At 70.2% G+C, this 17759-nt stretch carries 20 protein-coding genes; 15 read left to right on the top strand and 5 right to left on the bottom strand.

Annotated features, from left to right (window positions below; all coding sequences use genetic code 11):
- Positions 1 to 94: 94 nt before the first annotated feature.
- The 3 genes from RM812_RS35870 to RM812_RS35860 all read right to left on the bottom strand — a co-directional run bounded on the left by RM812_RS35870 (position 95) and on the right by RM812_RS35860 (position 3265).
- Positions 95 to 721 (bottom strand): hypothetical protein, encoded by a 627-nt coding sequence (locus RM812_RS35870; protein WP_311583050.1) that lies wholly within the window; start codon positions 719 to 721, stop codon positions 95 to 97.
- Positions 722 to 911: 190 nt separating this feature from the next.
- Positions 912 to 1817: a phosphotransferase gene (locus RM812_RS35865; protein ID WP_311583088.1), complete on the bottom strand. Its 906-nt coding sequence runs from the start codon at positions 1815 to 1817 to the stop codon at positions 912 to 914.
- Positions 1818 to 1849: 32 nt separating this feature from the next.
- Entirely contained in the window at positions 1850 to 3265 is a 1416-nt protein-coding gene (locus RM812_RS35860; protein ID WP_311583046.1) for an XRE family transcriptional regulator, read from the bottom strand.
- Positions 3266 to 3584: 319 nt separating this feature from the next.
- Between RM812_RS35860 and RM812_RS35855 the strand changes: the two genes are divergently transcribed.
- The gene (locus tag RM812_RS35855; RefSeq protein WP_311583042.1) at positions 3585 to 4091 is read left to right on the top strand and encodes an ATP-binding protein; all 507 of its coding nucleotides are present in this window, start codon (positions 3585 to 3587) and stop codon (positions 4089 to 4091) included.
- A gap of 123 nt (positions 4092 to 4214) precedes the next feature.
- On the opposite strand, the gene RM812_RS35850 is transcribed toward RM812_RS35855, so the two are convergent.
- Together RM812_RS35850 and RM812_RS35845 are read right to left on the bottom strand one after the other, a co-directional pair.
- A complete protein-coding gene (locus tag RM812_RS35850; protein ID WP_121710014.1) occupies positions 4215 to 4700 on the bottom strand; it encodes an SAM-dependent methyltransferase in 486 nt (161 codons plus the stop codon).
- Positions 4701 to 4775: 75 nt separating this feature from the next.
- On the bottom strand, positions 4776 to 6164 hold the full coding sequence (locus RM812_RS35845) for a tetratricopeptide repeat protein (protein ID WP_311583085.1): 1389 nt from the start codon (positions 6162 to 6164) through the stop codon (positions 4776 to 4778).
- 303 nt (positions 6165 to 6467) lie between these two features.
- On the opposite strand from RM812_RS35845, the gene RM812_RS35840 reads away from it, so the two are divergent.
- The 14 genes from RM812_RS35840 to RM812_RS35775 all read left to right on the top strand — a co-directional run.
- Complete coding sequence (locus RM812_RS35840) at positions 6468 to 6842, top strand: DUF6415 family natural product biosynthesis protein (protein WP_311583035.1); 375 nt, start codon at positions 6468 to 6470, stop codon at positions 6840 to 6842.
- A gap of 235 nt (positions 6843 to 7077) precedes the next feature.
- Positions 7078 to 8979 carry a glycoside hydrolase family 15 protein gene (locus RM812_RS35835; RefSeq protein WP_311583031.1) on the top strand — a complete coding sequence of 634 codons (1902 nt, stop codon included), beginning with the start codon at positions 7078 to 7080 and terminating at the stop codon, positions 8977 to 8979.
- 27 nt (positions 8980 to 9006) lie between these two features.
- On the top strand, positions 9007 to 10521 hold the full coding sequence (locus RM812_RS35830; protein ID WP_311583026.1) for a sensor histidine kinase: 1515 nt from the start codon (positions 9007 to 9009) through the stop codon (positions 10519 to 10521).
- A gap of 67 nt (positions 10522 to 10588) precedes the next feature.
- The gene (locus RM812_RS35825; protein ID WP_311583022.1) at positions 10589 to 11104 is read left to right on the top strand and encodes a roadblock/LC7 domain-containing protein; all 516 of its coding nucleotides are present in this window, start codon (positions 10589 to 10591) and stop codon (positions 11102 to 11104) included.
- Positions 11101 to 11508 (top strand): DUF742 domain-containing protein, encoded by a 408-nt coding sequence (locus tag RM812_RS35820; RefSeq protein WP_311583019.1) that lies wholly within the window; start codon positions 11101 to 11103, stop codon positions 11506 to 11508. The genes RM812_RS35825 and RM812_RS35820 overlap by 4 nt, the downstream gene beginning before the upstream one ends.
- A 43-nt stretch (positions 11509 to 11551) precedes the next feature.
- A complete protein-coding gene (locus tag RM812_RS35815; RefSeq protein WP_311583015.1) occupies positions 11552 to 12139 on the top strand; it encodes a GTP-binding protein in 588 nt (195 codons plus the stop codon).
- Entirely contained in the window at positions 12139 to 12780 is a 642-nt protein-coding gene (locus tag RM812_RS35810; RefSeq protein ID WP_311583011.1) for a GAF domain-containing protein, read from the top strand. Before RM812_RS35815 ends, RM812_RS35810 begins: the two co-directional genes overlap by 1 nt.
- An 84-nt stretch (positions 12781 to 12864) precedes the next feature.
- On the top strand, positions 12865 to 14118 hold the full coding sequence (locus tag RM812_RS35805; protein ID WP_311583006.1) for an acyl-CoA dehydrogenase family protein: 1254 nt from the start codon (positions 12865 to 12867) through the stop codon (positions 14116 to 14118).
- Positions 14119 to 14255: 137 nt separating this feature from the next.
- Positions 14256 to 14729 (top strand): LuxR C-terminal-related transcriptional regulator, encoded by a 474-nt coding sequence (locus tag RM812_RS35800; protein ID WP_311583002.1) that lies wholly within the window; start codon positions 14256 to 14258, stop codon positions 14727 to 14729.
- A gap of 89 nt (positions 14730 to 14818) precedes the next feature.
- Complete coding sequence (locus RM812_RS35795) at positions 14819 to 15376, top strand: hypothetical protein (RefSeq protein WP_311582997.1); 558 nt, start codon at positions 14819 to 14821, stop codon at positions 15374 to 15376.
- Positions 15373 to 15951 (top strand): DUF6624 domain-containing protein, encoded by a 579-nt coding sequence (locus RM812_RS35790; protein ID WP_311582992.1) that lies wholly within the window; start codon positions 15373 to 15375, stop codon positions 15949 to 15951. The genes RM812_RS35795 and RM812_RS35790 overlap by 4 nt, the downstream gene beginning before the upstream one ends.
- A 73-nt stretch (positions 15952 to 16024) precedes the next feature.
- Positions 16025 to 16492 carry a DUF6082 family protein gene (locus RM812_RS35785; RefSeq protein ID WP_311582988.1) on the top strand — a complete coding sequence of 156 codons (468 nt, stop codon included), beginning with the start codon at positions 16025 to 16027 and terminating at the stop codon, positions 16490 to 16492.
- A 126-nt stretch (positions 16493 to 16618) separates the two neighbouring features.
- Positions 16619 to 16804, top strand: a complete 186-nt coding sequence (locus RM812_RS35780) for an FxLD family lanthipeptide (RefSeq protein WP_311582985.1) — start codon at positions 16619 to 16621, stop codon at positions 16802 to 16804.
- A gap of 88 nt (positions 16805 to 16892) precedes the next feature.
- On the top strand, positions 16893 to 17759 hold an 867-nt coding region (locus RM812_RS35775; protein WP_311582983.1), incomplete at its 3' end, for a lantibiotic dehydratase.

The raw sequence follows: 17759 nt of genomic DNA, 5'->3' as shown, positions 1-17759 counted from the left end.
GCAAGCGAGATGACCTGCGCGGACGAGATTCTCGGTACTCACAAAGTCAGGGGCAGGGAGAGGAGCTGCGAACGGGGCGTACGTGCATTTCGTCTCACGGCGACCCGCCCGCGGGGCCGCCGGGAGCACCGGGGGCCGTCCCGGCGACCGGGGAAGCAGGCGCGGTTAGGGGTGGCATAGCGCGGCGCGGGCGCGGGGCACGCGAGTGAAGGTGGCGGGCGCGTCCCCGGGGGCGAAGGTGCGCCTCCACCGCGGCCATGTACCGCTCGCGGACATCCGCCAGCGCCCGCAGGTCGACGACCGACGTCGGGATCACCATCGCAGTGTCGTCCGCCGCAGGGGGCGAGAGCCACGCATCCTTCATACTCCGCCCGGCCACCGTCCGCGTACGGGCCACGAGTTCGTCATACGCGGCGCCCACCTCCGGGGCCTCGAAGCGGACCCACGCCTCGTGCCAGGTCAGTCTGGCCTGAATTTCCCGCAGCTGCTCCGACAGGCGGACCCGCTCCTCAGCGGCGGCGTCCGCGCGGCGGCGCCGCACGGCGCAGGCCGTCTCCGCATACTGGATGCTCACCTCGTACGCGCTCGCGAACAGTTCCTGCTTCCGCTCCCGCAGCTGGGCGCCGCGGCTGATCCGCGCCTGGACGCCGAGGATGAGGCCGGTCACGAGTGCGGCGAGAACGGCGACGTAGGGGCCGGAGGCCTTGATCGCGTCAGCCAATGATTTGGTACTTCGCGTCCGGGTTCACCGTCCAGGTCTACCCGCACGTGCGCCGTTGAGCGCATCCCGGTCAGCAGCTCGGCGCCGGCCATGGGACGGGCGAACCAAGGACGGCGCGCGGGACGCCGGTCACCGTTCAGGATCGAGGACCGGGCAGCAAGGAGGCCGCGCCGCAGTTCAGGCAGCCCCGTCAGAGGATGTGCCACCGGAACGCCCGATCGCCTTTCCGTAGTGCTTCCACCCGTCTTTGCACCTCAGCAAGGCTCGCTGGAGCATGGTGAATCTTTCGCGCGTTGGTCGTGATCATGCGTAGTTCGCGCAGTCCAGCGAGTACCGGGTAGCCCGGCCAAGCGGTGACGTCCCAGCCATAGGCGTCGGCAAAGCGGCGGTAATGGTGCTGGCCAAAGCCGAAGCGGCGGCAGTGCACCTCGATCGTGACCAGGTCCCATTCGGGCTGGCCGTAGGCGACCGTATCCCAGTCGCACAGGACCGCCCCGCCGTCCGGGGCGTGGAGGGCGTTCCGGTGCTGAGGGTCGCCTTGGATCAGCCCTCGGGCCAGGGGGAAACGAATGTCTCGGAGCTCGGCTGCGAGGCGATCCGTCTGCGCTTCCATGAATCGGATGGCGTCAGGCGGCAGGCATGTTATGGCGGACAGTGAGCGTCGAATGGCCCCGACGTTGTCGTGCTCGGGGAAGCACAGCGGTGGCAGGGGCAAGTTGTGGAGCCCACGGAGGGGCACCGCCAGTTGCTGGGCCTCTACGGGCTGCTCGGGCTGGGGCAGGTAGGTCCAGAAGGTGACCGCGTGGCCGTCGACGAGGACGGGCTGGTCGACGGGGTGGAGCGGAACGGTGGGGAAGCCCGCGGCCATGAGCCGCCTGACGAACTCGACCTTGCGGGTCACGTCTTCGACCCGGGAGCCCTTGCGGGCGATCTTCGCGACGACTTGTTCCTTCTCCAGCAGGACAACCGCGTTGGTGTGGCCGCGGAGGAGGCGGGGACCGCGGCTGTCGAGGCCGGCGGCAGCGCACGCCCGTTCCAGGATCCGGTGCATCTCGGCCTCGTCGTACCCGCCGGGGGCCGGCGCCATCTCTCTCATGCGTTCCAGGCTCGCGGACACATGGCCGAGTGTCACATCTGGCCGGGAGGAAGTGCGAGAATTTCGCGCAGTTCCCGCGCCACACGGCTGCCTCGAACGCGCGGCGGCAGGACTTCCACGACCTCCCGCGCCCGCTCCTCGACGATAGGGGTCCGATGCGCCGGATCTGTCCGCAGGAACGTGGCGGCCGCCAGTTGGCATGCTTCCTCGGGGCTGTGTTCGTGGGCGAGGCAGAGGGCTGCCTCGAAGTGGAGGAGGAACGGGTCGATGCCGGTCTTTTCCGGGTACAGAGCGAGCGCGCTCTCCTGGACGCGTCGGGCTTCGGCGGTCCGCCGGAGGGCGGTGAGGGTGCCGCTCATATAGAGGAGAAAGCGCCGCTCAGGGAAAGCGAAGGCGTCGTTGCCCGTGTCCGCTCTGGCGTGGCTTCGCTCGAAGATCTCGGTGGCCTGCCGAAGGGCGGCTTCCGCTCCCTCCGCGTGGCCAAGCTTCGCCAAAGCCCGTGCCTCGGCGGCGGAAGCGAAGGCGGCGGTGGGCGTGGGCCGGTTGCGGCAGAGGATTCGTGCCTCTCTGGACAGGGCGACTGCGGCCTCGATCGGGCCGTAGTGGTAGGGGAGCATGGCGGCCTGTGCGCGGACGCGGGCGCGCAGCTCGGTGTTGCCGCTGTCGTCGGCCGCGTTGCGGGCGGTGGCGTACCAGGACTGCGCCCGGCGGAGGTGCCCGAGTTTCATCAGGGCGTCGGCGATCAGTGTGGCGATCATCGCTGTGAGTTCGGAGAGCCGGACCTGTACAGCGGCCGGCTGACGGTGGGCGGCAATGTCCTCGACCTCGGACAGGTGGCCCAGCAGAATCTCGATCATCGGGGCGGGCGGCGTGTAGACGTACTGTTCGCGCGCCCACAGCATCTGCTCGTCGAGCAGGTCCAGCTGTGTGGGCGTCACCGTGCCCACCGCAAGGGTGCGGTCGACCGACCGCCGGGCGGCGTCGATCTGCTGCTCGAAGGAGAGGGGAATCGTGTCCGCCGCGCGTCGTGAGGCGACCGCGGGGGTGAGTGCCTGCTGGGATCTCCGTGCCGGCGCCCTCTCCTCAGCCGGAGGCTCGTCTGGCGACGAGAACTGGCTGCTTCCGCGCAGCCCCAGGTCCTGGGCCGTGCTCGCGTAGAACTCGCACAACAGGTCCACGGTGACCGGGCGGGGCTGCCGGCCCTTTTCCCAGTGACCCAGTTGATCACCGTCCGCCCGGGGCGCTGCTTCGTACCGTGCTCCGAGAGTGTTGAGGCCGTCGGCGGCCTCCTGCAGGGTCAGCCCCCGCGCCAGGCGATGCGCGCGGAGCAGCGTCACACCGCAGTGGGCGTGGATCCGATGGGCGGTTTCCTGGACCGGCTCTCCACGGTCGACGGCGTCCTCGCGTAACCGCTGTGCACAGGACGGACGGTGCGGCTTGTGGTCCAAGGCCCCTCCTGCAACTCGCCCTGCTCCTACTCCCGGCAGCGTATCGGTGAGGCACTCCCCCATCCGCGTAATCAGTGACTGATTCGACGGCCTGGCGACCGGATCAGTCACCTGCAAGCAAGAAGTGACTGATCGGCGAAGGGTGACTGTTGTTCGTCGATACCGGTGGGGCGAACCTTGCTGCTCCCAGAAGCCCGACGAACCGCTCGTCGGCCGGTGGCGTCGAACGCCCGGTCGCCGGGCCTGCATTCGCCGTCACCTCCCACTGCACCTTGCGGCGGGAAGGCGCGGCGTTCGTGACCCACAGGGAGGTGGAGCGATGACGTCCTCGCCGTATCACACGGTCCTGGCCGAGCTGGCCGATGGTCAGGGAATCGAGCGTGCGGCAATCGAGGTCGAGAGCACGCCGGCGTCGGTTCGCGACGCGCGGTCCTTCGTCCGGCAGCAGCTCTTCGGCTGGCACTTTCCCCAGGCGGGGGACTTCACCGACGGGGTGGTACTGGCTGTCAGCGAGCTGGTCACCAACGCGGTGCTGCACGGCCGGACCCGGCCGGCGGACGACAGCGAGCACGTCGGTATCACGCTGGCCCTCAAGCCGGGCAGAGCGCTGGGTGTTCTGGTCACTGACAACTCTAACGAGACGTCCGTGGCGGCCGTTCGGCCTGCCCCGCATGCCACTTGTGGCCGTGGTCTGAAGCTCGTCGACGCGGTGGCCGACTACTGGACGGCAGCGCCGCGAGAAAACGCCCAAGGGGTCACCGGCAAGGGCGTGTGGGCCGTCTTCCGTTGCCCGGAGCCCACTGGGCTCCTCTCTCGATCGGCGTGACAACCCATGTCATCGAAAAACCTCCGAACCCGCCGACTTCCTGTGACACCGGGAGTCTTCACGCCGTGCGTGCTCGACGAGCCGAGTGGCCGTCTGAAGGATGCCCCGCTGCTCTCCACACAACTACGGGCGCTCGCTGGCGTCGCTCCAGTAGGTCGGGGCGAGCATCTCACCGGGCCAGGCCGGCTGGCGGATCGGGCCTCGTGGGCCCATCTGCTGGAAGTACGGGGCGAGGTCCAACACGGGAGTGCCGTCGACCGCGTCGAGGTCGGTGACGTGAAGGTCCCGGCCGTCGAGGTCGACCAGGCGCGGGAAGCTGATCGCGAGTTGGTTGGGGCGGCGGTGGTTGCGGTGCACGAAGGTGCCGGTCGCCGGCCATCGGGCGTCGCCGCGCGGGCTGCGGGCGTGCAACTGCACGTCTTCGGGGCGCGCCCGGTGGAAGCGCCAAACCACGGTGAGGTGCGAAAACTCCCCGATGCCCTGGAGGGTCTCCAGCGGGTACTCGTCGTTGAGCCGGATGATCGAGCGGACGCCGCCCTGGTAGTCGTCCAGGACCTGGGTGTGACCTCCGACGACCGTGGCGATCGAGCTGACCTCGTAGCTGGGCACTGTTCTTCCCTCTCCATCCCTCTCCCTACCGGCACGGCCGGACGCCTCGCAGCAGGACGCCGACGTGATCGGGTGTCAGCTTATGGCTCGCAGCATCTCCCGGGCGCGGCGGTCGAGCTCCGCGATGTGACGGCCGCCGCGGCCGCGCACGGGAGACAGGTCACTCCGCATGCGGACGATGACGTCCCGGGCCCGTCCGGACTGCACGCCGGTCATGGCGTCCAGAGCGCGGCTCCAGGTCGCGCACGCCTCGTCGACGTGGCCCTGCTGCACCTGTACGGCGCCGAGGTAGCCGAGGGTCACGCTGTGGGTGCGGGCGTACTGCTGGCGGCGGCGGGTGGCGACGCTGCGTTTGAAGTGGATTTCTGCGTCGAGCGGCTGCCCCAGATCGCGCAGGGCACAGGCCGTCTCGTGGGCAAGGGAGGCTTCCTGGAAGAAGCCCACGCGGCCCGGCGCCTCGTTGTTGTCGGCTCGAGCGAGGTCCCGTTCCGCACGGCTGATGGCCGCGAGAGTTGCGGGATGGTCACCGTCGGCCGCCAGGGCTCGCGCGTGAACGATCGCGAACAGGGCTTTCTCCCGGGGGCTCGCCTGACCGTAGCGGTCGCGGGACATGGAGGCATCGGCCAGGGCGAGTGCCCTACGCGGATGTCCGAGGTCCACGGCTTGGTGGGCAAGGGCGCGCAGGATGTGGCCGCCGAGCGGTCCGTCGCCAGCTTCGGCCGCGATGCGGGCGGCAAGGGTGAGGTAGCGCTGGGCGGTGCGGTGTTCAGAGGCGTCGAAGGCCATCCAGCCGGCGAGGTAGGTCATCTCCGCTACGGCCGAGTACGTGTCGCGGCGGAGCTGTTCCGTGCGGAACCTGCTGCCGAGCAGGGGCACCGCTTCGTCGCGAAGGTGGCCGGCCAGGGCCGAGCGGCCGGAGGCTCCGCCGCGCTGCTGGTCTCGCGCGGAGTAGAAAGTCGTCAAGCCCCGGACATCGTCGATGTCGGCCTGGGTCACCGGCCGCGGGGAGACCGCCGGCCGCTTCGCCGCCGCGGCGGGGGCAGCTGCCCACCACGAGGCAGTGGGCAAGGCGAGGCCGGCGGCCGAGTACGCAGCGGTCGCCAGCAGCTTGCGTCGGTGCATGTCCAGATCGTCGCTTCCCAACTCGGCCAACACGGTCAGAGGGTCGACGCTCCAGTCGGAACTACTGTCGGTCGAGCCTGTCGGCCCGTCTTCCAGCCCGAGGTCAGCGAGAGTGAGACGTCGGCCGAGCCTGCGGGACAGCGTCTCACGCAGGATAAGAGGCGCTTGTCCACTGGGCTTCGTGCCCTGGACCCACATGGCGATGTGCGAGCGGGAAACGGCTTCCAGCTCGCGTGCACCGCTCTCCGCGGCAACGCGAGCGACTGCGGCGGCTGCTTGGGGCTGGGACCAGCCCGCTTCGCGCAGGAGTGCGGCGAGGGCGACGTTTCGCTCACGGGCCATGGACTGCCCTTCGGTTCCGTAATGATCTTTGACGCCTTTGACGGCCTTGAGCGCCGCGCAGGCATACCCCCCAGAGGGGATTCGCGGTTCGCTCAACGTAGCGGCCGGATTACCAAGCTTGCACATCGGCCCACTGCAGTGCACGGCGTTTCTCACTCAACTTGGCTTGATCTTCACAGGAGTTGTGTCATGCGTCTGTCGCTGTCCCCTCGCCGGGCGTCCCGCCAACGCAGTGGTCAGAACCAGCAAGCTCTCGGTGAGCCGAGTGTGCGGCGTGACCAGGTGGTGTCCGCAACGGAGACGGTGACATTCGTGCTGGGCGAGGACTCGCCGTTACCCGAGACTGCCGCAGATGTGGAGGACCTCGCACTGCGGCTGCGCGGGCACATCACCCAGCTCGGAGCCCTGACCTCTTCGCAAGAGCCGACCCTGCTCCGTGCGCAGCAACTGTGCTCGGACGGCCTCCCGGAGGGCTTTCTGCCCAGCCGGGTGCACCTGGTCAAACTGGCCGCAGCGACCCAGGAACTCGTCGCGAAGGTGCAGCAGGACGGCATGGGAACGACGCCGCCGGCGCGGAGATGGGAGTGGCGGAAGCCGCAGCCCCACGTCCTGCGCGGTGCGGTCTTCGCTCTCGCTCTCGCCTGCCTGGTGTGGGCCGCTTCGGTGCCTCGGACATGACCCACACCGGAGCCGTCCTCATCGGCCTGATCCTCCTCCCGACGGCGTGGCTGATGTGCCGCGGCACTCGCGCGGCTGGCCTTGATTCAGCAGACAGGAGCTCCACGCCACCTCCGACCGAGCCCCCCTCATCCCCGTGACCGCCGACTCCTTGGACTCACTGCCCGTCCCCTGCCGCTTCGGCGGCCCTGACGCCTCCCGCGGACCAGCGGGGCTTAACGGAGATCCACACACGATGAAACGCCTTCCGCGTATCGAGCAGTACGGCCTGATCGGCGACATGCAGACCAGTGCCCATGTCTGCGACGACGGTTCGATGGACTGGTTGTGCCTGCCCCGCTTCGACTCGCCGGCCGTCTTCGCCGGCCTGCTCGGCACACAGAAGCACGGCACCTGGCAGATCGCCCCCGCCTCGTCCGCAGGCCGGTCCAGCTCCGGAAGAGCGGCTGAGCACCGGTACCACGGTGACTCGCTCGTTCTCGAATCACTGTGGCACACCGCGACTGGTTCGGTCCGGGTCCTGGACTTCATGCCGCCGCGCGACGGTGCCCCGCAGGTGATCCGGATCGTGGAGGGCCTGCACGGCGCGGTGGAGATGGTCTCGGCCATGCGACCTCGGCCCGGATACGGCAGCGTCAGCCCGTGGATCCACGAGGTCGAGGGCCGCATGGTCGCGGAGGCCGGCGCGGACGCTCTGTGGCTCGACACCTGCGTCCCGCAGGTGGAGAAGGACAGCGTCGTCGTCAGCACCTTCACCATCGGCGCCGAGCAGACCGTGACATTCGTGCTCAGCTGGTGCCCGTCCCACGCAGCCGCGCCCGACGTTCCCGCCCCGGAGGCCGCGCTCGCCGAGACGCTCGCCTTCTGGCAGGACTGGGTGCAGGAGTGCACTTACGACGGGCCTTACCGCGAGGCTGTGGTCCGGTCCTCGATCGCGCTGAAAGCCATGACCTACGGGCCGAGCGGCGGAATTGTCGCGGCGCCGACCACGTCGCTGCCCGAGGAGATCGGCGGCGACCGGAACTGGGACTACCGCTTCACCTGGCTGCGCGATGCTTCCACCACCTTGGCTGCGCTGCTGGGGACCGGGTACCGGCACGAGGCGCAGGCATGGCGGCGATGGCTCCTGCGGGCCGTCGCCGGGGACCCGGAGAACCTGCAGATCATGTACGGGATCACCGGGGAACGGGACCTGCGGGAGCGGGAGCTGCCTTGGCTTCCCGGGTACGAAGGCTCTTCGCCGGTGCGGGTCGGGAACGGGGCTGCGGGCCAGCTGCAGCTCGACGTGTACGGCGAGGTGATCGACACCCTGTACCTGGCGCACCAGAGCGGTGTCGCCCACTGCGCCGACACCGCGATCCTGCACCAGCGGCTCATCGAGCATCTGGTCCAGCGCTGGCGGGAGCCCGATGAGGGCATCTGGGAGATCCGCGGGGCCCGCCGGCACTTCGTCCATTCCAAGGTGATGGCCTGGGTGGCGGTCGACCGCACCATTCGCCTGGCCGAGGTCCGCGCCCTCAACATCGACGTGACCCCGCTGGTCGAGCTGCGGGCGGCGATCCACCGGGAGGTCTGTGACAAGGGCTTCGACCCGGTGCGCAACACCTTCACCCAGTCCTACGGCTCAAAGGAACTGGACGCCGCCACGCTGCTCATCCCCCGCACCGGCTTCCTGCCGCCCGACGACCCGCGCGTCATCGGCACCGTGGATGCGGTCCGTCGTGAACTGTCCACGGACGACGGGCTCGTGTACCGGTACCCGACCTGCGGTGAGGACGTCGGGGTGGACGGCTTGACCGGCGACGAGGGCGCCTTCTTCCTGTGCAACTTCTGGCTCGTCGACGGCCTCGCCCTGACCGGCCGCCTCGACGAGGCCCACGCCTTGTTCGAACGCCTCCTGGCTCTGCGCAACGACCTCGGGCTCCTGGCGGAGGAGTACGACCCCGTCCAGCAGCGCCAGCTCGGGAACTTCCCGCAGGCGTTCAGCCACATGGGCCTGATCCAGAGCGCCCTGCTCCTTCAGCAGATGGCGACGCAGTCGTCCCCCCGCCACGGCTCGGTCGCGGTTCCGGCGCTCCGCTCGACCTCCCGCAGCACGCGCCAGTCCACCGCCGACCTGACGCCACAGCACGCATAGCCACCCCACCCCCTGACGAGGATTCCCATGTCTAGCAGCGCCTTCCCGGCACGGCCGGCCGCTACCGGCCACCGCAGACGGCGGCCCCCGGTCGACGCGAACACGTTCTACCTAGCCCGCCGCGCCGTGGCACTGCCCCTGGTGCTCCTTGCCGCGCTGCTGCTCGCCGCCTTCGCTCTCCGGTCGGGGTCCGTCGTAGGCCCCGGCTGGGTCCTGGCCGGCCTGGTCTGCGGACTGGCGGGGATCGCCGCGGTGGCGGCACGCGGAGCGCGCACAGTCGCCGGCGCCGTGCAGTCGGCAGTGGCGGATTCCCAGGCGGCAGCGCTGAAGGCGGTCGCAGGGGGAGCGGCAGCCGTAGAGAAGTCGGTGCAGTGGTCGGCGGACGAGCTGTGCCGCGGAAAACGTCCAGCATTGCCGGACCCGCACACCGCGCAGTCGCCCACTCCGATCGCCGGGATCGACAACGCGCTCAGTGCCCTCCAGGCGCAGGCCATCACGTCGCTGATACGCGTGCACGACGAGTCCCAGTCGGTCGTCCTCCTGGAAGTGCTGCGCCGCCTGGCCATGCGCGAGCACGCCCTGGTCAGCAAGGCACTCCAGGCACTGAGCCGACTGGAGATGCTGACCGACGACCCGGAGCTGCTGGCCAAGATCTTCGAGATCGATCACCTCGTGACGCGGATGCGCCGCCAGGTCGAGAGCACGGCGGTCCTGGGCGGACAGTCCCTGCGCAGCGTGCGCCGGCCCGTTCCTGTCACGACGGCCCTGCGCGGCGCTGTCTCCGAGGTCGTGCAGTATCCACGGGTGGCCGTCGCGGCCGGATCCGTGGGCGCCGAGCTGGGGTTGCCCGGCCATGTCGGCCCGGACCTGACGCACCTGCTGGCCGAGCTGATCGAGAACGCCTGCGAGTGCTCGGATCCAGCGACGCGGGTGATGGTGCGCGCGCAGCGGGTGCCACACGGGCTGGCCATCGAGGTCGAGGACCGCGCCATCCCCATGCACCCGCAGACGCGGGCACAGATGAACCACCTGCTCAAAGCCCCGGACGAGGTCGACGTCAGCGGCCAAGTCCGGGCCGGACAGCTCGGCCTGCTGGTCGCCGCGAAGATCGCCCAGTCACACGGGCTGTCCGTCCTCCTGCAGGAGAACGCGACGGGAGGCACCACCGCCCTGGTCGTCATACCGGCACGGCTCCTGGTAGCAATTCCATCGGTCGAGGATGCGGGCGCGCTGCCGCCCGAGGAAGCTCGCGGCTCCGGGCGGCAGCCGCAGCAGGTGGCCGCGGCTCCTGCCGCCCCGGGGGCGGGGCAGGTCGCACGCCCCGGCGCCGCTGGGGCATCGACCTCGGCGGGTCATTCGGCCGACGCGCCCGCTCTTCCCACGCGCACGCGTCGGTCGGAACCTTTCCGTCCACCACAGGAGCGGGAGCAAGCCCCCGTGTCCGCGGCGACGCCCGGGCTGGCAGCCGCCTTCCGTAACGGCCTCAAGGCCGGCGGCACCGCCGGTTCCTCTCCCGCCTCGACAGAACACCCCACCCCATGACCCGTCCTTCCGCGTTCCCGGTGGCCAGGTACACCCACTGGCCCTTCCCCCTTCTGGAGCGATCCCCGTGAGCACCCACCCCGCGATGAACAACGTGACCGACGGCACGCCCGCATCCGCGACGACGACAAGTGGACAGCGGGACAGCATGGTCTGGCTGCTGCGTCAGTTCGCCTCCGAGACGCCGGGCGTCACGCACGCCGTCCTGCTCTCGCGCGACGGACTGCGGCTGCTGGACAGCGACGTCGACAAGGACTGGGCGGACGAACTGTCGGCCGCCTTCAGCGGGGTTGCCTCCCTCGCGGCGAACATCACCGGCCCCAGCCACAAGAAGAGGCCGGCCCGGCAGGTCATCATCGAGCGAGACGACTGCCTGTTCTTTGTCCAGAGCGCCGGGCGCAGCGCGGCCTTCGACAACCACCCCGGTAACGAACGCGGTGAGGTGGACACGATCCTCTCCGTCATCGCCACCAGAGACGCCGACGCGGGCACCGTCGGCTTCGAGATGGGTCGGCTCGTGGCGAAGTTCGCCCCGTACATGCTGATTCCCGTCCGTGTCGGCACGGGCGGAGAGGTCCGGTGACCACGTACGGTCGCGCGGCCGAGGAGTCGGCGTTCGTGCGGACCTACACGCTGACGCGCGGGCGTACCAAGCCGCGGCACCTGCTCGGTCTGGAAACCGTGCTGGAGGCGGGACCGGGAAGACCCGGCCCGGCGCAGGCCGAGGAGTGTGAGGAGATTCTCGCCCTGTGCCGGGTGCGCCGACGGTCGGTGGTCGAGCTGGCGGGCCGACTCGGCCGGCCCGTGACCGCCGTCAAAGTGCTCGTGTCCGACCTCCTGGACGCCGACGCCCTGGTGGTCCCCCTGACCCAGTCCTATGCCGATACCGGCGCGGGATCCGGTCCATCTACCCAACTGCTGGCAGCCCTTTCAACGGGCTTGAAGAGGAAGTGGCCTGATGCCGTCGCCTACCCCCAGGCCGGATGACCCGACCACGGTTTGGCCGCACTCGCGGGCCGGTGCTCCGACCGTGCTGAAGATCGTGATCGCCGGGGGCTTCGGCGCGGGCAAGACCACCGCCGTGGGCGCCGTCAGCGAGATCACGCCGCTGAGCACGGAGGAGTGCCTGACCGAGGCGAGCGCGGACATCGACAGCCTGGCGGGCATCGAAGCGAAGACCACCACCACGGTCGCCTTCGACTTCGGCCGACTGAGCCTGCCCGACGCGCCGATGCCTCTGGAGCTGTTCCTGTTCGGCACTCCGGGCCAGGACCGGTTCGTCGACCTCTGGTACGACCTTTCCCGCGGTGCCGTCGGCGCGGTCGTCCTGGTCGACACCCGCCGTCTGGAAAGCAGCTTCACCCCCGTCAGCTTCTTCGAAGACATCGGCCTGCCCTTCGTCGTCGCCGTCAACCAGTTCGACGGGGCGCACCGTTACTACCCCGAGCAGGTCCGCACCGCCCTTGAACTCCCCTCCGCCGTACCGGTGGTCACCTGCGACGCCCGCGATCCGAACCACGTCGCCGGCGTTCTGCTGACCCTCGTCGACCACGCCGTGAACAACGCCGCCACCAGCCGCGCTGGTCACGTCCCTTCCACCACCCTCCAGGACGCCTGATGTCACAGCACCCCAGCGACCCCTACCGCACGCCGCAGACCGCCCCGGCCGCACGGTCCTTGCCGCGCCGCGACATGCGGGACACCGTCCGCAGTCCTTTCACCCCTCCCGCCACCGCCCTCACCAGCCGGCCGCCCCAGCAGTCGCTGGAGCTGGCGCAGCGTTACGAGCTGATCAACCGCTTGGGCGTGCCCCCGGTGGCCAATGAGGACTTCGACGACCTGGCCCGCGACATGGCCACACAGGCCGGGTTCTTGTACGGTTTCGTCAACCTGTTCCTGGAGCAGCAGACCTTCGTCGGGCTGCACCAGCCGCCGGCGGACAGCGGGTTCGTGATCGTCGGCCGCACCATGAGCCGCGACCACGGCTGGTGCCCGGAGGTCATGGCGCGCAAGAAGGCCCTCCCGCTGCACGACGTGCACGCGTCCCCGCGCTTCAGCGGCAACGCGGTGGTCGACGCCGTCGGGATCCGCTCCTACTTCGGCGCACCGCTGATCCATGACGGCGGCACGGTGCTGGGCACGGTGTGCGTCATTGACCCCGAGAAGCGGCCCCTGGCGGAGGCACGCCGTCTGCGGGACATCGTCATCAACGCCAGTGCGCGGGTGATGGACCACATCGCCAGCGCCCCCGTCCGCTAGGCCGTTTCACAACCCCCCACCCGGGAGCCGTAGGCGATCCCCGGCCGCTCCGCGTTGCGACCTTCATCCAGGGAGAGGGAGACCATGTCCGCCACACCCACCACGCCTCCACCGGCGCTGCGTCCCTACCTCACCGCCCGCCACGACCTGCTGTGGCAGGAGGCGGACGCCTTCGCGGCCGAGCACGTCGCTCCGCGCGTCGCGCGGATGGAGGCCGCTCCGGGCAGGGTGGAGCGCAAGGTCGCCGGCCTGATGGCCGCCCGGGGTTGGTTCGCCGTCACCGTCCCGGCGGTCTTCGGCGGGCTGGGCGCCGGACAGGTGGCCAAGACTGTCTTGGTCCACCGCATCGCGCGGGTCTCGGCGGCTGCCGCGGCCATCCTGCAGGCCACCTTGATTCCCGTGGGCGCCCTGCTGCACTTCGCCACCTACGAGCAGAAGGGCCGCTGGCTGCCCGGGGTCGCGGACGGTTCACTGCTGTTGTCGATCGCGGTGACCGAACCGCTCGCCGGCGGACACATCGGCGGCATCGAGACCACCGCCGAGCGCGTCGGCGACGAGTGGGTGATTACCGGCAGCAAGATCCATATCGGCAACAGTCACCTCGCCGGAGCCCACCTCGTCGTTGCCCGCACCGCCGGGTCCGGAGTGAGTACCTCGCAGGCTCTGACCGCGTTCATGGTCGAAGCCGACCGCCCCGGGCTTTCCGTCCCCGATCACCGTGCCGGCCTCGGTCTGCACGGCTTCTCCGCCGGCCGCCTCGACCTCGATCACGTCCGCGTCCCCGAGGACAACGTGGTCGGCGAGGTCGGCCAGGGACTGGCCGTGGCCCAGAGCAGCAGCATCCTCTACGGCCGTCCCAATCTTGCCGCCGTCAGCCTCGGCATCCACGAAGCGGTCGTGGACACCACCACCGGCCGGCTCAAGACCCGTGCCCGCTACCGGGGCGCTCTGTCCGACCTGCCCGTCCTGCGGGACCGCGTCGGCGGCATGGAGGCCCGGCTGCGCGCCGGCCGGATACTCGCCTACCAGGCCGTGCACCTCCTCGACCAGGGCCTGCCCTGCGACGCCGACCTGATCAACTCGAAATACCTCGGCCACCAGTGGGCCATGCAGTCCGCCCAGGACGCCATGGAACTGCACGGCGCCCACGCACTCGACCGCGACTACATCCTCCAACGCCTGTGGCGCGACATCCAGCACACCTACCCACCGGCCGGAACCGGCGAAGTCCAGCGCATACGCCTGGCCGACGCCGCCTTCGACGAAGACCCCATCCAGTGGTCCGAACGCCTCGCCGCCGAAGCCGCCTGGGCACGCCCCGACCCGACGGCCGTATGAGCCCCCGTGCGCGGCACCCCGTGAATCCAAACCGCCGCGCACGGGCCCGTGCCGCCGGCCCCCGTCCCCCGCGGGGACCGGCGGCACCCCTCCCCGTGACCATCCACCCAGCCGAGAGAGACACCGTGACCCCGCCCGTGACGACCAGCGCACCGATCACACCCCTGACGCCGGCCCTGCAGCGCGTCGCCCAGCACCTCGCGAACGGCCTCACGGCCCAGGAGATCGCCACCCAGACCGGACTGTCGGCCGTGACCGTCCGCCAGTACCTCCGCGACATCCGTGAGAGCCTGCACTGCCCGCCCCGCTGCAAGCCCCCGGTGATCGTGCACCGCCTGTTCGCCGACCAACAGGTGGCCTCACCCACGGCGGACAGGCCGGCACCGACGCTCAGCCCGGATCAACTGCTGCTGCTCCGAGCCGTCGCCGAGCACAGCGACCCCCGCGACATCGCCGTCGCCGCCAAGCTCGCCCCCGCCGACCAGCGCGCCGCACTCGACCAACTTCTCGCCGACACAGGCGCCCGGGACACCACCCACCTGGTGATCCTTGCCCACGGCTGGAAGCTGCTGCCGACCGACCCGGCGGCGCGGAGCGGAGCGAGCCAGTGAGAAGGCCCCCCACTCCCCCGGCCCGCGAGGAGCCTCCGGCTGCTACCTCGTTCGCGTCAGAGCACCCGAGCGCCGTATACGCGGTGCGCATGTTACGTACGGACGCCGAGCGTGCGGAAGCCGCTGCTCTCGTGCAGGACCGGCAACGCTGGCTCACCCTTCGCGGTCTCCCCGTGCCCGCTCAAGCCGACGTGCCAGCCCTGTTCCGCGACCCGCACACGAAGTCGGCCGGTCTGTTCGAGGACGGAAGGCTGCTCGCCTGCATGGTCCCCGCGCACGACCCCGGACTCAGCTGGGGCGAAGGCCCCAGCCTCCGCCTGGGACGCGTCCACACCCTGCCCGACCAGCCCGACGACATCACCCGGCTGATCACCCTGTGGGCCTCCGACCTCGCCGCCCGGCAGAGCCTCCCGCTCGTACGGGCCGAAATCCTGGCCCGCCACGCCCTCCAAGCCGAACCCATCGCCGCCCTGCTGCGTCGGCTCACCGACATGGGCTGGGACGTCCGGGGTTCCGGCCCAGGACGAGAGGGGGACCGCGTCGCCCGCCTCGAACTCACCGCCGAGCACCGCCCCGGACTCAGCGCACTGATCAGCTGCCAGGCCCACGCTCCTTATCTGCCAGGGGACGATCGGAGCACCGCGTGACAACCGACGAGCCACAACGTCCCGACCTCGCCCGCGAGCTGATCGCCCGCGCACAGGCGTCGGCCACGCACCGGGCCAAGCGCGTGCGCGACCAGCTCGACGCCGTCCAACTCGGGCAGGGCCGGCACGCCGACCACGCCAACACCAAGGTGCTGCGCCGCATCCTGGCCGAGCACGACTGGCCCGGTCACCGCCTCGTTGGCGTTTCCGGCGCCCGCGCCGCCTGGCGCATCGCCCTGTACAGCGACGACGACTCAGGCTTCCAGCGCGCCGCCACCAGACTGCTGGAACGAGCGGTTCAGTCCAACGACGCGCTCATCTACCACTGGGCACACCTGCACGACCGCACCCTCATCAATACCGGCCAGGACCAGGAGTACGGCACCCAGCTCCTGTTGAGCGTCGACGGGATCGAGCTGTGCCCGTTGCGCGCGCCGGAGTCCGTCGACGCGCGCAGGGCAACCGTGGGCCTGCCGCCGCTTGCCATCGTCCTCAAGGCGGTGCGCCGCCGCTACACGCCGGACAGCTCTGCCGATGAAGCCCCGACCGTCGTCCTCGCGGGGGCCGCCGCGTGAACACGCGACCCCAAGATTCTCCACCAGTCGGCCTGCTGGCCGCGACTCCGCTCTGCGAAAGGATCGTTGACATATGAAGCTCACCACCGCCGTCTTGGCTGCCGGTGCGGCCATCTCCCTCACCACCGCCGTGGTCGGAGCCGTCCGGCTCCGGCAGGACGCACGGCACCAGGCCGAGCGCAACGAGACGGTTCTCGCCCGCAACCAGCTCGACTGGCTGGCTCAAATGTCCACCACCCCCGACTTCGCCAAGCTCTGGACGCCCGAGGACATGGACGTCGAGGAGTACATGCAGCTGCTGAAGGCCAACCAGCTCATCTGCATGCTCAGCCTGCGCAACCGCCTCGGCTTCGTCCGCGCCGGACATCTGCCGTGGTACGCCGCGCAACTGATGGAGAGCGAAGTCTGCCAGCGTTACTGGAAGCGGTTCGGCGGCCTCCGAGCCGAGGAGGCCGAGGGCGATGAGCAGGCCGAGCACTTCACCCGGGTGCTGGACCAGGCCGCCAAGAATCTCCCGCGGGCACAGGCCGCTACGGCCTGACGGCATCAACCCGACTCCCCGGCGCGCGACCACGCAGGCATCTTCGCCGCCCGTCGCCGCCTGGTAGCAGACCCCGGGGTCCGACCGGGCCTCGGCATACCGCACCACCACTCCTAGGAGGCATGCATGACCGCCATCCAGGCCGAGAGGCCGACCGCTCCCGCACAGGCGAACCTCGCGAAGACCGAGGACGATCCGTTCGTCCTCGACATCACCTTCATCGAGGGCACGCCGGCGACCGAGACGGTCCTGATGTGCAGCACGGGTGACACCTGCGGCAGCTCCTGCCCCAGCGCCTGCACCACCTCGTAAGCCGGGACACCCTGGCAACGCGGGCCGGACGGGACTTGTCCCGTCCGGCCCGCCCCCGCCCGCCACTCACAAGATGAGGAGAGCCCTGATGACACGGCAACGGCCCTGCCTGTACGAGGCCGCGGGACAGGCCATGCTCCGCGCCGCGGTGCACACCACCGAGCCCGCCATGCCGCCCTGGCCGTCATCCACGGTGCCCGTGGAAGAGTGGCGCGCGTGGCTGAGCACGGTGTGGTCCGACACCGACTTCCGCCAGACCGTGTCGCAGGCGAGCCCTCACCTCGCCGAGCAGGTGCGGGCCATCATCGACGGCCGCACACCGAAGGCACGCCGGATGCGCCGGGCGGCGCTGGCCACCGCCCGCTACGCGATCCGCTACGCCCGCCGCTCCACCCCTTATGGCCTGTTCGCCGGCGTCGCCCCGCTCGCCTTCGAGCAGGCCATCTCCCTCCGCATCGGCGACGAGCACCAGTCCGTGGCCCGCCCCGAGCCGGTCGGGCTCGAGGATATGCTCAGCACCTGGGAGAGCGACGCGGCACGCATGGCCGACACCGAGGTCTGCGTCAACACCCTGGCCTATCAGCGCGACCAGCACATCCACGTACCGTCCGAGGGCCACGCCGAGTTCCGCCTCGCCCTCAGCCCCGCACTGCGTCTCGTACTCGACCTGGCCCGATCACCGATCGGGTACCGCCAGTTATCCGACAAGCTGGCCTCAGAGTTCCCCGCCGTGAGCCGCACCGCGCGCGACAGGCTGCTCGGTGAACTGCTGCGGGTACGGCTGTTGCGCTCCTCGCTGCGCGCGCCCGCCACCGTAGCCGACCCCGCCGACGTCTTAGAAGCTGTTGTCTTTCCGGACGTGATCGACGCGTTTCCGCTGGTCGGGGATAGGGGTGGTGGTTCCGTGGGAGTGGTGGCCTGTCGGGTCGTCGTTCCCGGGGAGGTCACGGATGCC

The sequence above is a fragment of the Streptomyces lancefieldiae genome (assembly GCF_031845825.1).
Classification (GTDB): Bacteria; Actinomycetota; Actinomycetes; order Streptomycetales; family Streptomycetaceae; genus Streptomyces; species Streptomyces lancefieldiae.
This window is presented reverse-complemented; position numbering and strand designations above follow the sequence as displayed.

Coding starts and splice junctions, on each gene's coding strand:
- RM812_RS35865 (WP_311583088.1), bottom strand. CDS start 1,817: ATGAGAGAGATGGCGCCGGCCCCCGGCGGGTACGACGAGGCCGAGATG.
- RM812_RS35855 (WP_311583042.1), top strand. CDS start 3,585: ATGACGTCCTCGCCGTATCACACGGTCCTGGCCGAGCTGGCCGATGGT.
- RM812_RS35845 (WP_311583085.1), bottom strand. CDS start 6,164: ATGGCCCGTGAGCGAAACGTCGCCCTCGCCGCACTCCTGCGCGAAGCG.
- RM812_RS35835 (WP_311583031.1), top strand. CDS start 7,078: ATGAAACGCCTTCCGCGTATCGAGCAGTACGGCCTGATCGGCGACATG.
- RM812_RS35830 (WP_311583026.1), top strand. CDS start 9,007: ATGTCTAGCAGCGCCTTCCCGGCACGGCCGGCCGCTACCGGCCACCGC.
- RM812_RS35810 (WP_311583011.1), top strand. CDS start 12,139: ATGTCACAGCACCCCAGCGACCCCTACCGCACGCCGCAGACCGCCCCG.
- RM812_RS35805 (WP_311583006.1), top strand. CDS start 12,865: ATGTCCGCCACACCCACCACGCCTCCACCGGCGCTGCGTCCCTACCTC.
- RM812_RS35795 (WP_311582997.1), top strand. CDS start 14,819: ATGTTACGTACGGACGCCGAGCGTGCGGAAGCCGCTGCTCTCGTGCAG.
- RM812_RS35785 (WP_311582988.1), top strand. CDS start 16,025: ATGAAGCTCACCACCGCCGTCTTGGCTGCCGGTGCGGCCATCTCCCTC.
- RM812_RS35780 (WP_311582985.1), top strand. CDS start 16,619: ATGACCGCCATCCAGGCCGAGAGGCCGACCGCTCCCGCACAGGCGAAC.